Genomic DNA, 14,399 nt, shown 5'->3' on the forward strand with positions numbered 1-14,399 from the left:
AAAAGCAGGGTAAAAGCCGTAGTTATCCCAATAACAACCGTAGTGCGCTTTTTGTCCTGTGCATAACAAGCCTTTTAGATCCCAGCTTATCTGCGTCGGGATCACCGATCATTCACAGCAAACGATCCTCCTTAATCTGCTGATCTTCATCGTGAATAGTCACTTATCCACAGAGGATCGCGATCCTAATAAGAGATCTAATAAAGAGATCTTTAAATAAAAAAGATCTTCTTTTAATTACCGACGATCCTGACCACTTGGTCGATCGTCTAAACTTGAGTAGAATCCCCGACCCCAGGGCAAATACGATCGTTCGCAATACGGCGAGGTGCAGTTCCATGTTTTATCCAGATCAATTTGACGTCATCATCATCGGTGGTGGCCATGCAGGTACCGAGGCCGCCATGGCCGCGGCGCGCATGGGACGTCAGACTTTATTATTGACACACAATATCGACACGCTGGGACAGATGTCCTGTAACCCGGCGATTGGCGGTATTGGTAAAGGGCATCTGGTTAAGGAAATTGATGCGCTCGGCGGCCTGATGGCGACAGCGATCGACCATGCCGGCATCCAGTTTAGGATACTAAACGCCAGCAAAGGCCCAGCCGTTCGCGCCACACGCGCTCAGGCGGATCGCGTGTTGTATCGCCAGGCTATCCGTACCGCGTTGGAGAACCAGCCCAATCTGATGATCTTCCAACAGCCGGTTGAGGATCTGATCGTCGAAAACGATCGCGTCGTGGGCGCTGTCACCCAAATGGGCCTGAAATTCCGCGCCAAAGCGGTGGTATTGACCGTAGGCACCTTCCTGGACGGCAAGATCCATATCGGCCTGGAAAATTACAGCGGCGGCCGCGCCGGGGATCCGCCTTCGATCTCGCTGTCTCAGCGTTTGCGTGAACTGCCGCTGCGCGTCAACCGCTTGAAAACCGGGACACCGCCACGCATCGACGCCCGCACTATCGATTTCAGCGTACTGGCGCCGCAACACGGCGATACGCCGGTGCCGGTATTCTCGTTCCTGGGCGATGCCAGCCAGCATCCGGAACAAATGGCGTGCTATATCACCCATACCAATGAAAAAACCCATGACGTGATCCGCAATAACCTCGATCGCAGCCCGATGTATGCCGGGATCATCGAAGGGATCGGCCCACGTTACTGCCCGTCGATCGAAGACAAGGTCATGCGTTTTGCCGATCGCAACGCGCACCAGATCTTCCTCGAGCCGGAAGGGCTGACCAGCAATGAGATTTACCCTAACGGGATCTCCACCAGCCTGCCGTTCGACGTGCAGATGCAGATCGTCCGTTCGATGGAAGGGATGCAAAACGCGCGTATTATTCGCCCTGGTTATGCTATCGAGTACGATTTCTTCGATCCGCGCGACCTGAAACCGACGCTGGAAAGCAAATTCATTCAGGGGCTGTTCTTTGCCGGCCAGATCAACGGCACCACCGGGTATGAAGAAGCCGCCGCACAGGGGCTGCTGGCCGGTCTGAACGCCGGTCGCTTCGCTGCCGAACAAGAAGGCTGGGCGCCACGTCGCGATCAGGCTTATCTCGGCGTGCTGGTGGACGACCTCAGCACCCTCGGCACCAAAGAACCGTACCGCATGTTTACCTCACGCGCCGAGTATCGTCTGATGCTGCGCGAAGACAACGCCGATCTCCGCCTGACGGAAAAAGGCCGTGAACTCGGCCTGGTGGACGACGTGCGTTGGGCGCGCTACAGCGAGAAGCTGGAGCGGATCGAACGTGAGCGTCAGCGCCTGCGCGACATCTGGATGCACCCGCACGCCGAGAACGTCGAACAGGTCAATGCGTTGCTGAAAGCGCCGCTGTCACGCGAAGCAAACGGCGAAGAGCTGCTGCGCCGTCCGGAAATGGACTACGCGCAATTGACCGCTACCGAGGCCTTCGCGCCGCCGTTGGACGATGTACAAGCCGCCGAGCAGGTTGAGATCCAGGTCAAATACGAAGGCTACATCGCTCGCCAGCAGGAAGAGATCGAAAAACAGCAGCGCAACGAGAACACCGTGTTGCCGTTGGATCTCGACTACCGTCAGGTTTCGGGGTTGTCGAACGAAGTGATCGCCAAACTGAACGATCACAAACCGAACTCCATCGGCCAGGCTTCACGCATCTCCGGCATTACGCCGGCGGCGATCTCGATTTTGCTGATTTGGCTGAAAAAGCAGGGGCTGCTGCGCCGCAGCGCATAAATCCCGCATCCAGGCGGCCGTTTGCTCAACCCGTAGCCAAACGGCCGCTGACATCACCTGCGCGCTGAATTATCATAGGCGCCTCATTGCGCCAGCTAACCATCCGCTGGTCGTTCAGCGCCTGCCAGAGGATCCGTTGTGCAAAAAAAATTAGACTCGCTGCTCGCGGCAGCAGGCATTGAGCTGCCCGATCAGCAGAAACAGCAGCTGCTGGGCTATGTCGGCATGCTGGATAAGTGGAACAAGGCTTATAACCTCACGTCGGTGCGCGATCCGCAGCAAATGCTGGTGCGCCACATCCTCGACAGCATCGTGGTCAACCCGCATCTGCAGGGATCGCGTTTTATCGATGTCGGCACCGGCCCCGGTTTACCGGGCATTCCGCTGGCGATCGTGCGTCCGGATGCGCATTTCACGCTGCTCGACAGCCTGGGCAAGCGCGTGCGTTTCCTGCGCCAGGTGCAGCATGAACTGGGCCTGAACAATATCGAGCCGGTTCAGAGCCGCGTTGAAGCGTTTCCGGCCGAGCCGCCGTTCGACGGCGTGATCAGCCGGGCGTTCGCTTCGCTGCAGGATATGCTGTCCTGGTGCCATCACCTGCCGGCGAAAGGGCAGGGGCGTTTTTACGCATTGAAAGGCGTGCGCCCGGATGAAGAATTGGCGCACCTGCCGGAGGGCGTTAGCCTGGAGTCTATCGTGCGGTTGCAGGTGCCTGAACTGGAAGGCGAACGCCATCTGGTGGTGCTTAAGGCAAACTGAGTTTGTTTTTGATCAAACAAGCGTGAATTAACGGTAGTACGGCGTGTAAAGGTAAGCAGGCTAATTAATTGGTCGCTTTTTTTAGTTAATTTACTTTCTATTAACACAAAAAACGCGGCTAATTAGCGACAATAGAGTAATTGCAATTAGAAATAGTCACGTTAGCAATCATGTGCGAAAGATTGGCCTTTGCTGCTAATGTTAATTGGCTGTTGGAATATTGCCCCGTTGCTTGTCAATAAAAGGTTTTCATCGGGTATACGGATTGTTTTTGAACAGTTAACTGATAATGTTTTGATTTATATAATCTTTTGATCGCTCAAAATGCTAAAGACGGTTTGATTGTCCATCGGCTATAAATCAGTGAAGGGCATTATTGTGATCGGCTTCGCGTTTCTAAACGCAACGCTGGAATAATCAGACAATTAAATGCGCCCTATTATTCCGACCGTTTTCTTGTGAAAATAGGCTGGAATAGGGGAATTTAAATAATTGTTCACCTTTTCGCTACTTATCGATTGAATTCGTTGGTATGCCCCGTATAATTTGCTCGTTTTTTGCTGCTTGACTCAGGACAGCAAAAACAGTTGTATACGTCACTCAGCATACCCCCTCTGGGGTACGGAGAGAACAAACGTCATGTCTGTGTCCCTATACAGCGGGAAAGTCGCACGCAAACTGCTGTTTTTGCAGTTAATGACTTTTGTTCTGATCAGCGTTGCTTTCTGGCTGAAAAGCCCGGAATGGAGCGCTTCGGCGTTGGCAGGCGGTCTCGCCGCCTGGTTGCCGAGTGCAATGTTTATGCTGTTTGCCTTGCGCCATCAGGCGCAAACGCCGGCGCCCGGTAGGGTTGCCTGGTCGTTCGCCATCGGCGAGGGGCTAAAGGTCGTGATCACCATCGTTTTGCTGATCGTGGCGCTGGGGGTGTTCAAGGCGGAGTTTATACCGCTTGGCCTGACCTATTTAGCGGTGTTAGTGGTGCAGATAGTGGCACCGGCCGTGATTAACAGTTACCGAACTTAACTAAATAAGGGTAAGAGGCATCATGTCTGCAGGAGAAGTCTTGACTCCACAGGAGTATATCGGTCACCACCTGACGCAGCTTCAGGTCGGGACTGGGTTCTGGTCGATCAACATCGACTCGATGTTTTTCTCCGTCGTCCTCGGGGCGCTTTTCCTGGTGATCTTCCGCAAAGTGGCCAAAAACGCCACCAGCGGCGTGCCGGGTAAACTGCAAACCGCCGTGGAGCTGGTAGTCGGTTTCGTCGACAGCAGCGTGCGCGACATGTACCACGGCAAGAGCAAGGTGATTGCGCCGCTGGCGCTGACCGTGTTCGTCTGGGTGTTCCTGATGAACCTGATGGACTTGCTGCCCATCGACTTCCTGCCTTACGTTGGCGAACACATCCTCGGCCTGCCTGCGCTGCGCGTAGTGCCTACCGCCGATGTGAACGTCACGCTGTCGATGGCGCTGGGCGTGTTTATCCTGATTCTGTTCTATAGCATCAAAATGAAAGGCGTTGGCGGGTTCGTTAAAGAGTTGACCATGCAGCCGTTCAACCACCCTGTATTCATTCCTATCAACCTGATTCTTGAAGGTGTCAGCCTGCTGTCCAAACCTGTTTCACTGGGTCTGCGACTGTTCGGCAACATGTATGCGGGTGAGTTGATCTTCATCCTGATTGCCGGCCTGTTGCCGTGGTGGTCACAGTGGGTCCTGAGCTTGCCTTGGGCTATCTTCCACATCCTGATCATTACGCTTCAAGCCTTTATTTTCATGGTTCTGACGATCGTCTATCTGTCGATGGCATCTGAAGAGCACTGATTTTCTTAAAACACTTGCACTTTTAAACTGAAACAAACTGGAGACTGTCATGGAAAACCTGAGTATGGATCTGCTGTACATGGCTGCCGCTGTGATGATGGGTTTAGCGGCAATCGGTGCTGCGATCGGTATCGGCATCCTGGGTGGTAAATTCTTGGAAGGCGCTGCTCGTCAGCCTGACCTGATTCCTCTGCTGCGTACACAGTTCTTTATCGTTATGGGTCTGGTCGACGCCATCCCGATGATCGCTGTAGGTCTGGGTCTGTACGTGATGTTCGCCGTCGCGTAAGTAGAGCAACCCTCTACGACGTAACCAAACTATTAACTTTTAAAGAGGCATTGTGCTGTGAATCTTAACGCAACAATCCTCGGCCAGGCCATCGCGTTCGTTCTGTTTGTCTGGTTCTGCATGAAGTACGTATGGCCGCCGATCATGGCTGCCATCGAGAAACGTCAGAAAGAAATCGCTGACGGCCTCGCTTCTGCAGAGCGTGCCAAAAAAGATCTGGACTTAGCGCAAGCCAATGCGACCGACCAGCTGAAAACTGCCAAAGCAGAAGCTCAGGTGATCATCGAGCAAGCGAACAAACGCAAAGCTCAGATCATGGATGAAGCGAAAGCCGAAGCCGAGCAGGAACGTAACAAAATCGTGGCGCAGGCTCAGGCTGAGATCGAAGCCGAACGTAAGCGCGCTCGTGAAGAGTTGCGTAAGCAAGTCGCGATGCTGGCAATTGCCGGCGCCGAGAAGATCATCGAACGTTCCGTGGATGAAGCTGCTAACAGCGACATCGTTGATAAACTGGTCGCTGAACTGTAAGGAGGGAGGGGCTGATGTCTGAATTTGTAACTGTAGCTCGCCCCTACGCCAAAGCAGCTTTTGACTTTGCCGTTGAGCACCAAAGCGTAGAGCGCTGGCAGGACATGCTGGCGTTTGCGGCTGAAGTCACTCGCAATGAACAGATTTCTGAACTGCTGTCTGGCGCGGTTGCGCCAGAAACGCTGTCCAAGACGTTCATCGCGGTTTGTGGCGATCGGCTCGACGAACATGGCCAGAACTTTATCCGTGTAATGGCCGAAAATGGACGTTTACTGGTTCTTCCTGCCGTGCTGCAGCAGTTCATCGAACTGCGCGCCTCGCTGGAATCCACCGTCGAAGTCGAAGTGCTCTCTGCGAGCGCGCTGAGCGACGAACAGCAGGCGAAAATCGCCGCTGCGATGGAAAAACGTCTGTCACGCAAAGTTAAGCTGAATTGCAAAATTGACAAGTCTGTACTGGCCGGCATCGTTGTTCGCGCCGGCGATATGGTGATTGATGGCAGCGTTCGCGGTCGTCTTGAACGCCTGACAGACGTCTTGCAGTCTTAAGGGGACTGGAGCATGCAACTGAATTCCACCGAAATCAGCGAACTGATCAAGCAGCGCATTGCTCAGTTCAATGTAGTGAGCGAAGCTCACAATGAAGGTACTATCGTTTCCGTCAGCGACGGGATCATCCGCGTACACGGCCTGGCCGAAGTTATGCAGGGCGAAATGATCGCGCTGCCTGGCAACCGTTACGCAATCGCATTGAACCTGGAGCGCGACTCCGTTGGTGCCGTGGTCATGGGTCCGTACGCGGATCTGGCCGAAGGCATGAAGGTTAAATGCACCGGCCGTATCCTGGAAGTTCCAGTCGGTCGTGGTCTGCTGGGCCGCGTCGTTAACACCCTGGGCGCGCCAATCGATGGCAAAGGCCCGATTGAAAACGACGGTTTCTCTCCGGTAGAAGCTATCGCCCCAGGCGTTATCGAGCGTCAGTCCGTTGATCAGCCGGTTCAGACTGGCTACAAATCCGTTGACGCCATGATTCCAATCGGCCGCGGCCAGCGTGAGCTGGTGATCGGTGACCGTCAGACCGGTAAAACCGCGCTGGCGATCGATGCGATCATCAACCAACGCGACTCCGGCATCAAATGCGTTTACGTGGCTATCGGCCAGAAAGCGTCCACCATCGCTAACGTGGTGCGCAAACTGGAAGAGCACGGCGCACTGGCCAACACCATCGTGGTGGTGGCGACCGCTTCCGAATCCGCTGCACTGCAATACCTGGCGCCATACGCCGGTTGCGCAATGGGCGAATACTTCCGTGACCGCGGTGAAGATGCGCTGATCGTGTACGATGACCTGTCCAAACAGGCCGTTGCTTACCGCCAGATTTCCCTGCTGCTTCGTCGTCCGCCAGGTCGTGAAGCTTACCCAGGCGACGTATTCTATCTGCACTCCCGCTTGCTGGAGCGTGCAGCGCGCGTTAACGCCGAGTACGTTGAAGCCTTCACCAAAGGTGAAGTTAAAGGTAAAACCGGTTCACTGACCGCTCTGCCGATCATTGAAACCCAGGCGGGTGACGTTTCCGCGTTCGTTCCGACCAACGTAATCTCGATTACCGATGGTCAGATCTTCCTGGAATCCAACCTGTTCAACTCCGGTATTCGTCCGGCAGTTAACCCGGGTATCTCCGTATCCCGTGTTGGTGGCGCCGCGCAGACCAAGATCATGAAGAAACTGTCCGGTGGTATCCGTACCGCGCTGGCGCAGTATCGTGAACTGGCTGCGTTCTCCCAGTTCGCCTCCGATCTGGACGACGCGACCCGCAAACAGCTGAGCCACGGTCAGAAAGTGACCGAGCTGCTGAAACAGAAACAGTATGCGCCGATGTCGGTTGCACAACAGTCTCTGGTGCTGTTTGCCGCAGAACGCGGTTACCTGAACGACGTCGAAGTCGCCAAAGTGGTGAGCTTCGAAGCCGCGCTGGTGGCCTATGCGGACCGCGAGCACGCCGAACTGCTGAACCACATCAACCAAACTGGCAACTTCAATGATGAGATCGAGGGCAAGTTGAAAGACGTCCTCGAGACCTTCAAGAAAACCCAGTCCTGGTAACGCCGAACGGTCCTGCTGTTGAAAGACAGCAGGCCGTCTGGCACTGAGGAGAAGCAGAGATGGCCGGCGCAAAAGAGATACGTAGTAAGATCGCTAGCGTGCAAAACACGCAAAAGATCACTAAAGCGATGGAAATGGTCGCCGCCTCCAAAATGCGTAAATCGCAGGATCGCATGGCGGCCAGCCGTCCTTATGCAGAGACCATGCGCAAAGTGATTGGTCACCTTGCGTTAGGGAATCTGGAGTACAAGCACCCGTACCTGGATGAGCGTGACGTTAAGCGCGTTGGGTATCTGGTGGTGTCTACTGACCGTGGTCTCTGCGGCGGCTTGAACATCAACCTGTTCAAAAAGCTGCTGGCAGAGATGAAAGCCTGGTCCGAAAAAGGCGTCGAAACCGATTTGGCGCTGATTGGCTCTAAAGCGGCCTCTTTCTTTGGTTCCGTGGGTGGCAACGTGGTTGCCCAGGTGACCGGCATGGGAGATAAACCTTCCCTGTCGGATCTGATCGGGCCGGTGAAAGTGATGCTGCAGGCTTACGACGAAGGTCGTTTGGACAAGCTGTACATTGTCAGCAACAAATTTGTTAATACGATGTCCCAAGAGCCGCAGGTGCTTCAGCTGCTGCCGTTACCGCCAGCCGATGACGAAGAGCTGAAGAAAACGCCTTGGGATTACCTGTATGAACCGGATCCAAAAGTGCTGCTTGATACCTTGCTGCGCCGCTATGTGGAGTCGCAGGTTTATCAGGGCGTCGTGGAAAACCTGGCCAGCGAGCAGGCCGCACGAATGGTCGCGATGAAAGCCGCAACCGATAACGGCGGTAGCCTGATCAAAGAGCTGCAGTTGGTATACAACAAGGCGCGTCAGGCCAGCATCACTCAGGAACTCACCGAGATCGTTTCGGGAGCCTCCGCGGTTTAAGCTAGGTTTACGAATTACGTAGAGGATTCAAGATGGCTACTGGAAAGATTATCCAGGTAATCGGCGCCGTGGTGGACGTCGAGTTCCCTCAGGATGCCGTACCAAAAGTGTACGACGCCCTTGAGGTAGAAAACGGCACCGAAAAACTGGTGTTGGAAGTTCAGCAACAGCTGGGCGGTGGCGTGGTTCGCTGTATCGCAATGGGGACCTCCGACGGTCTGCGTCGCGGTCTGAAAGTGAACAACCTGGACCACCCGATTGAAGTGCCGGTGGGTAAAGCTACCCTGGGCCGTATCATGAACGTATTGGGTCAACCCATCGACATGAAAGGCGACATCGGCGAAGAAGAGCGTTGGGCGATTCACCGCGCGGCGCCAAGCTACGAAGAGCTGTCCAGCTCCCAGGAACTGTTGGAAACCGGTATCAAGGTAATGGACCTGATTTGTCCATTCGCCAAGGGCGGTAAAGTCGGTCTGTTCGGCGGTGCGGGCGTAGGTAAAACCGTAAACATGATGGAGCTGATCCGTAACATCGCGATCGAGCACTCCGGTTATTCCGTGTTTGCGGGCGTGGGCGAGCGTACTCGTGAGGGTAACGACTTCTACCACGAAATGACCGACTCCAACGTTCTGGACAAAGTATCCCTGGTTTACGGCCAGATGAACGAGCCACCAGGTAACCGTCTGCGCGTTGCGCTGACCGGTCTGACCATGGCGGAGAAATTCCGTGACGAAGGCCGTGACGTTCTGCTGTTCGTTGACAACATCTACCGTTACACCCTGGCCGGTACCGAAGTGTCCGCACTTCTGGGCCGTATGCCATCCGCGGTAGGTTATCAGCCAACGCTGGCGGAAGAGATGGGCGTTCTGCAAGAACGTATCACCTCGACCAAGACCGGTTCCATCACTTCCGTACAGGCCGTTTACGTTCCTGCGGATGACTTGACTGACCCGTCTCCAGCCACCACCTTTGCGCACTTGGACGCAACCGTGGTACTGAGCCGTAACATCGCTTCTCTGGGTATCTACCCGGCCGTTGACCCGCTGGATTCTACCAGCCGTCAGCTGGATCCGCTGGTTGTTGGCCAGGAACACTACGACGTAGCGCGTGGCGTGCAGTCCATTCTGCAACGCTACCAGGAACTGAAAGATATCATCGCGATCCTGGGTATGGACGAGCTGTCTGAAGAAGACAAACTGGTCGTATCCCGTGCGCGTAAGATCCAACGCTTCCTGTCTCAGCCGTTCTTCGTGGCAGAAGTCTTCACCGGTTCTCCGGGCAAGTTCGTATCGCTGAAAGACACCATCCGTGGTTTCAAAGGCATTATGGACGGCGACTATGACCACCTGCCGGAGCAGGCGTTCTACATGGTTGGCACCATTGAAGAAGCAGTGGAAAAAGCCAAGAAACTGTAACGCCTTGAGAGGAGGGTGATATGGCTATGACTTACCATCTGGATGTAGTCAGCGCGGAAAAACAGATGTTTTCCGGCCTGGTGCAGAAGATCCAGGTGACAGGCAGCGAAGGTGAACTGGGGATCTTCCCTGGCCATGCGCCGCTGCTGACTGCCATCAAGCCTGGCATGGTGCGTATTGTTAAGCAGCACGGTGAAGAAGAGTTCATCTACCTGTCCGGCGGCATCCTCGAGGTGCAGCCGAGCGTGGTTACCGTGCTGGCGGACACTGCTATCCGTGGTACTGACCTCGACGAAGCGAGAGCGTTGGAAGCTAAGCGTAAAGCTGAAGAACACATTCGCAGCTCTCATGGCGATGTCGACTATGCTCAGGCATCCGCTGAACTGGCGAAAGCGATCGCAAAACTGCGCGTTATCGAGCTCACCAGAAAAGCGATGTAATGTTTGGGTGCAGAGCACCCAACTTTAAGAAAGCGGCCTATAGGGTCGCTTTTTTTTTACTTTAAAATAAGGATTTCAGCCTAGCACCGAAAGTGGTATTTAACCCTGATATCCAGGGTGGAGCCGTCGCCAATCACCGACAGTTTTTTCGTCCTGAAGCCTAATTGGACATGATGGTGGCAGGCCAAGCGCTGCGTGGTCTGCGAAGGTTTCGTGATGAGAAATATGTAGTAATATCGTCGCTAAACGGTTTTACTTTCGTCTATCAAAATGGAGTTATCAGGTTGCTTATGTCGAACAGCGCAATGAGCGTGGTTATCCTCGCCGCAGGCAAGGGTACGCGCATGTATTCCGATCTTCCCAAAGTGTTGCATCCGTTGGCCGGCAAGCCTATGGTGCAACACGTCATTGATGCCGCGATGAAACTGGGCGCGCAACATGTACACCTGGTATACGGCCATGGCGGCGATCTGCTGAAAAGCACGTTGACCGAAGGCGCGCTGAACTGGGTGCTGCAGGCCGAGCAACTGGGCACTGGCCATGCGATGCAGCAGGCGGCGCCGCATTTTGCCGACGATGAAGACGTGTTGATGCTGTATGGCGACGTGCCGTTGATCTCCGTCGATACGCTCACGCGCCTGTTGGCGGCCAAGCCGCAGGGCGGCATCGGACTGCTGACGGTCAAGCTGGACGATCCGAGTGGCTATGGCCGCATCGTGCGCGAGCAGGGTGACGTGGTGGGCATCGTCGAACACAAGGACGCCAGCGAAGCGCAGCGTCAGATCAATGAGATCAATACCGGCATCCTGGTGGCGAATGGGCGCGATCTGAAGCGCTGGCTGGGGATGTTGAACAACGACAACGCTCAGGGCGAGTTTTACATCACCGATATCATTGCGTTGGCGCATGCCGACGGCAAGAAAATCGAAGCCGTGCACCCATCGCGTTTGAGCGAAGTGGAAGGCGTGAACAACCGACAGCAGCTGGCGACCCTGGAGCGCGTGTTCCAGTCGGAACAGTCTGAAAAACTGCTGCTGGCCGGCGTAATGCTGTTGGATCCGGCGCGTTTCGACCTGCGCGGTGAACTTGTTCACGGCCGCGACATCACTATTGATGCGAATGTGATTATCGAAGGTCACGTCAAGCTGGGCGACCGGGTGAAAATCGGCGCCGGCTGCGTGCTGAAAAACTGCGTGATCGGTGATGACTGCGAGATCAGCCCTTACAGCGTCCTGGAAGACAGCGTGCTGGAAGCCGCCTGCTCCGTGGGGCCGTTCGCCCGCCTGCGCCCTGGCGCGGAGCTGGCAACAGGAGCCCACGTCGGTAACTTCGTGGAAATGAAAAAGGCGCGTTTGGGCAAAGGCTCCAAGGCCGGTCACCTCAGCTACCTGGGCGATGCCGACATTGGAGATGACGTGAATATCGGCGCCGGCACCATCACCTGCAATTACGATGGCGCCAACAAGCACAAGACGCTGATCGGCGATGGCGTGTTCGTCGGTTCCGATACTCAGCTGGTGGCGCCGGTGTCGGTCGGCAAAGGGGCCACCATTGCCGCCGGCACCACGGTGACGCGAGATATCGCCGAAAACGAACTGGTGCTGAGCCGCGTCAAGCAGGTGCACATTCAGGGCTGGCAGCGCCCGGTGAAGAAGAAGTCATAGTGTGTTTTGCGTTGGGCTCCATTCACGAGCCCAATACAAAACATAATAACCCCCACCATCTACAGGCTCGGGGGACGCACGGTAAAACCGGCAAAAATCAGGTCAAGGCATCGAAAACGCCCATAAAAGGCGTTCATTAGGAATATAACCGAATGTGTGGAATTGTAGGCGCAGTAGCGCAACGTGATATCGCAGAAATTCTGCTGGAAGGTTTACGTCGTCTTGAGTACCGCGGTTACGACTCCGCCGGTCTGGCGGTGGTCGACGATCAAGGCAACGTCAGTCGCCTGCGTCGCGTAGGCAAGGTGCAAAAACTGGCCGAAGCGGCGGAGCAGACCGATCTGCACGGCGGCACCGGCATCGCTCACACCCGTTGGGCAACGCACGGTGAACCGACCGAGGCGAACGCGCACCCGCATGTTTCCGACTACATTACCGTGGTGCATAACGGCATCATCGAAAACCACGAGCCGCTGCGCGAACTGCTGATCGAACGCGGTTACCGCTTCAGCTCCGAAACCGACACCGAAGTGATCGCGCATCTGGTGCACTGGGAACAGCTGCAGGGCGGTACGCTGCTCGACGTGGTTCAGCGCGTGATCCCACAGCTGCGCGGCGCTTACGGCACCGTGGTGATGGACAGCCGCGATCCGAGCGTATTGGTCGCGGCGCGCTCCGGCAGCCCGCTGGTTATCGGCCGCGGCGTCGGGGAAAACTTCATCGCTTCCGATCAGCTGGCGTTGCTGCCGGTCACCCGCCGCTTCATCTTCCTGGAAGAAGGCGATGTGGTGGAGGTGACTCGCCGCACCGTCAACATCTTCGACAAGCAGGGCAACGCCATCGAGCGCCCTGAGATCGAGTCCCAGGTGCAGTATGACGCCGGCGACAAGGGCGCTTACCGCCACTACATGCAAAAAGAGATTTACGAACAGCCGCTGGCGCTGAAAAACACCCTGGAAGGGCGTTTCAGCCATGGCCAAATCAACCTGAGCGAGCTGGGCCCGCACGCCGACGAGCTGCTGGCCAAGGTGCAGCACGTGCAGATCATCGCCTGTGGGACTTCTTACCACTCCGGGATGGTGGCGCGTTACTGGTTTGAAGCGCTGGCCGGCGTGCCGTGCGATGTCGAGATCGCGTCCGAATTCCGTTACCGCAAATCGGCGGTGCGTCCGGGCAGCCTGATCATCACCCTGTCGCAGTCCGGCGAAACCGCCGACACGTTAGCGGCGCTGCGTCTGTCCAAAGAGCTGGGTTATCTCGGTTCGCTGGCCGTTTGTAACGTTGCGGGTTCGTCGCTGGTGCGCGAATCCGATTTGGCGTTGATGACCAAAGCGGGCACGGAAATCGGCGTTGCTTCGACCAAAGCCTTTACCACGCAGCTCACCGTGTTGTTGATGTTGGTGGCGCGCCTGGGCCGTCTGAAAGGCATGGCGGAAAGCGTGGAGCAGGAGATTGTGCACGGCCTGCAGGCGCTGCCGGCGCGTATTGAGCAGATGCTGTCGATGGATAAAGAGATCGAAGCGCTGGCGGAAGGTTTCTCCGACAAACATCATGCGCTGTTCCTCGGCCGCGGCGATCAGTACCCGATCGCCATGGAAGGGGCGCTGAAGCTGAAAGAGATCTCCTATATTCACGCTGAAGCTTATGCGGCGGGTGAGTTGAAACACGGCCCGTTGGCGCTGATCGACGCCGATATGCCGGTGATCGTGGTGGCGCCGAACAACGAACTGCTGGAAAAGCTGAAGTCCAACATTGAAGAAGTGCGCGCGCGCGGCGGTCAGCTGTACGTGTTCGCCGATCAGGACGCCGGCTTCGTCAGCAGCGAAGGCATGACCATCATTCCTCTGCCGCACGTTGAGGAAATCGTGGCGCCGATCTTCTACACCGTGCCGTTGCAGCTGCTGTCTTACCACGTGGCGCTGATCAAGGGCACCGACGTTGACCAACCGCGCAACCTGGCGAAGTCTGTCACCGTAGAGTAATTTGCCGCAGGTAAACTGCAAAAGCCGGCCTTCGCGCCGGCTTTTTTCATGAGCGACCTTAAAGATGACAGCGCGACCGATTCGGCGATAAACATTGTCATATTCAAGCGGATAGGCCGTGCCCAAACGGTTTTTTTGTTGTTTGGCAATTGCGCTATTTTTGATTTAATTGATTGATTTTTAAATAAACAGACCCCATTCAAACGCACTGTAATATAACTGTCATATTGCGTACATTTTTCTG

13 protein-coding genes are annotated in these 14,399 nt (G+C 55.6%); all 13 read left to right on the forward strand.

From position 1 onward, the window contains the following. The first annotated feature begins 338 nt into the window (after positions 1-338). Positions 339-2,228 carry a tRNA uridine-5-carboxymethylaminomethyl(34) synthesis enzyme MnmG gene (gene mnmG, locus ACSBQS_RS20165; RefSeq protein WP_033645158.1) on the forward strand — a complete coding sequence of 630 codons (1,890 nt, stop codon included), beginning with the start codon at positions 339-341 and terminating at the stop codon, positions 2,226-2,228. A gap of 138 nt (positions 2,229-2,366) precedes the next feature. Next, on the forward strand, positions 2,367-2,987 hold the full coding sequence (rsmG, locus tag ACSBQS_RS20170; RefSeq protein ID WP_025304738.1) for a 16S rRNA (guanine(527)-N(7))-methyltransferase RsmG: 621 nt from the start codon (positions 2,367-2,369) through the stop codon (positions 2,985-2,987). A 639-nt stretch (positions 2,988-3,626) separates the two neighbouring features. Then, the gene (gene atpI / locus ACSBQS_RS20175) at positions 3,627-4,010 is read left to right on the forward strand and encodes a F0F1 ATP synthase subunit I (protein ID WP_004933796.1); all 384 of its coding nucleotides are present in this window, start codon (positions 3,627-3,629) and stop codon (positions 4,008-4,010) included. Positions 4,011-4,032: 22 nt separating this feature from the next. Then, a complete protein-coding gene (atpB, locus tag ACSBQS_RS20180; RefSeq protein ID WP_015376132.1) occupies positions 4,033-4,812 on the forward strand; it encodes a F0F1 ATP synthase subunit A in 780 nt (259 codons plus the stop codon). A gap of 49 nt (positions 4,813-4,861) precedes the next feature. Beyond that, positions 4,862-5,101, forward strand: coding sequence for a F0F1 ATP synthase subunit C (gene atpE / locus ACSBQS_RS20185; protein ID WP_004093904.1), 240 nt, complete (start codon positions 4,862-4,864; stop codon positions 5,099-5,101). A gap of 57 nt (positions 5,102-5,158) precedes the next feature. Continuing rightward, a complete protein-coding gene (atpF, locus tag ACSBQS_RS20190) occupies positions 5,159-5,629 on the forward strand; it encodes a F0F1 ATP synthase subunit B (protein ID WP_004933804.1) in 471 nt (156 codons plus the stop codon). Between the two features lie 14 nt (positions 5,630-5,643). Beyond that, positions 5,644-6,177 carry a F0F1 ATP synthase subunit delta gene (atpH, locus tag ACSBQS_RS20195; protein WP_025160298.1) on the forward strand — a complete coding sequence of 178 codons (534 nt, stop codon included), beginning with the start codon at positions 5,644-5,646 and terminating at the stop codon, positions 6,175-6,177. Positions 6,178-6,189: 12 nt separating this feature from the next. After that, on the forward strand, positions 6,190-7,731 hold the full coding sequence (gene atpA / locus ACSBQS_RS20200) for a F0F1 ATP synthase subunit alpha (protein WP_033652328.1): 1,542 nt from the start codon (positions 6,190-6,192) through the stop codon (positions 7,729-7,731). Positions 7,732-7,790: 59 nt separating this feature from the next. Further along, positions 7,791-8,654: a F0F1 ATP synthase subunit gamma gene (atpG, locus tag ACSBQS_RS20205; protein WP_004933811.1), complete on the forward strand. Its 864-nt coding sequence runs from the start codon at positions 7,791-7,793 to the stop codon at positions 8,652-8,654. 32 nt (positions 8,655-8,686) lie between these two features. Continuing rightward, complete coding sequence (atpD, locus tag ACSBQS_RS20210; protein WP_004933813.1) at positions 8,687-10,069, forward strand: F0F1 ATP synthase subunit beta; 1,383 nt, start codon at positions 8,687-8,689, stop codon at positions 10,067-10,069. Positions 10,070-10,089: 20 nt separating this feature from the next. Further along, positions 10,090-10,509: a F0F1 ATP synthase subunit epsilon gene (locus tag ACSBQS_RS20215; protein ID WP_004933814.1), complete on the forward strand. Its 420-nt coding sequence runs from the start codon at positions 10,090-10,092 to the stop codon at positions 10,507-10,509. A 290-nt stretch (positions 10,510-10,799) separates the two neighbouring features. Then, the gene (gene glmU / locus ACSBQS_RS20220) at positions 10,800-12,173 is read left to right on the forward strand and encodes a bifunctional UDP-N-acetylglucosamine diphosphorylase/glucosamine-1-phosphate N-acetyltransferase GlmU (RefSeq protein ID WP_046687989.1); all 1,374 of its coding nucleotides are present in this window, start codon (positions 10,800-10,802) and stop codon (positions 12,171-12,173) included. 152 nt (positions 12,174-12,325) lie between these two features. Next, positions 12,326-14,155 carry a glutamine--fructose-6-phosphate transaminase (isomerizing) gene (gene glmS / locus ACSBQS_RS20225; protein ID WP_060660119.1) on the forward strand — a complete coding sequence of 610 codons (1,830 nt, stop codon included), beginning with the start codon at positions 12,326-12,328 and terminating at the stop codon, positions 14,153-14,155. The last annotated feature ends 244 nt before the right edge of the window (positions 14,156-14,399 follow it).

Origin of the sequence: Serratia sp. H402Y (assembly GCF_051172415.1) — a bacterium.
GTDB lineage: Bacteria > Pseudomonadota > Gammaproteobacteria > Enterobacterales > Enterobacteriaceae > Serratia > Serratia ureilytica.

Excerpts from the sequence above, each read along its gene's own strand:
- atpE (WP_004093904.1), top strand. The coding sequence starts at position 4,862 with ATGGAAAACCTGAGTATGGATCTGCTGTACATGGCTGCCGCTGTGATG.
- glmS (WP_060660119.1), top strand. The coding sequence starts at position 12,326 with ATGTGTGGAATTGTAGGCGCAGTAGCGCAACGTGATATCGCAGAAATT.
- atpI (WP_004933796.1), top strand. The coding sequence starts at position 3,627 with ATGTCTGTGTCCCTATACAGCGGGAAAGTCGCACGCAAACTGCTGTTT.
- atpA (WP_033652328.1), top strand. The coding sequence starts at position 6,190 with ATGCAACTGAATTCCACCGAAATCAGCGAACTGATCAAGCAGCGCATT.
- mnmG (WP_033645158.1), top strand. The coding sequence starts at position 339 with ATGTTTTATCCAGATCAATTTGACGTCATCATCATCGGTGGTGGCCAT.
- atpD (WP_004933813.1), top strand. The coding sequence starts at position 8,687 with ATGGCTACTGGAAAGATTATCCAGGTAATCGGCGCCGTGGTGGACGTC.
- glmU (WP_046687989.1), top strand. The coding sequence starts at position 10,800 with ATGTCGAACAGCGCAATGAGCGTGGTTATCCTCGCCGCAGGCAAGGGT.
- ACSBQS_RS20215 (WP_004933814.1), top strand. The coding sequence starts at position 10,090 with ATGGCTATGACTTACCATCTGGATGTAGTCAGCGCGGAAAAACAGATG.
- atpH (WP_025160298.1), top strand. The coding sequence starts at position 5,644 with ATGTCTGAATTTGTAACTGTAGCTCGCCCCTACGCCAAAGCAGCTTTT.
- atpB (WP_015376132.1), top strand. The coding sequence starts at position 4,033 with ATGTCTGCAGGAGAAGTCTTGACTCCACAGGAGTATATCGGTCACCAC.
- atpG (WP_004933811.1), top strand. The coding sequence starts at position 7,791 with ATGGCCGGCGCAAAAGAGATACGTAGTAAGATCGCTAGCGTGCAAAAC.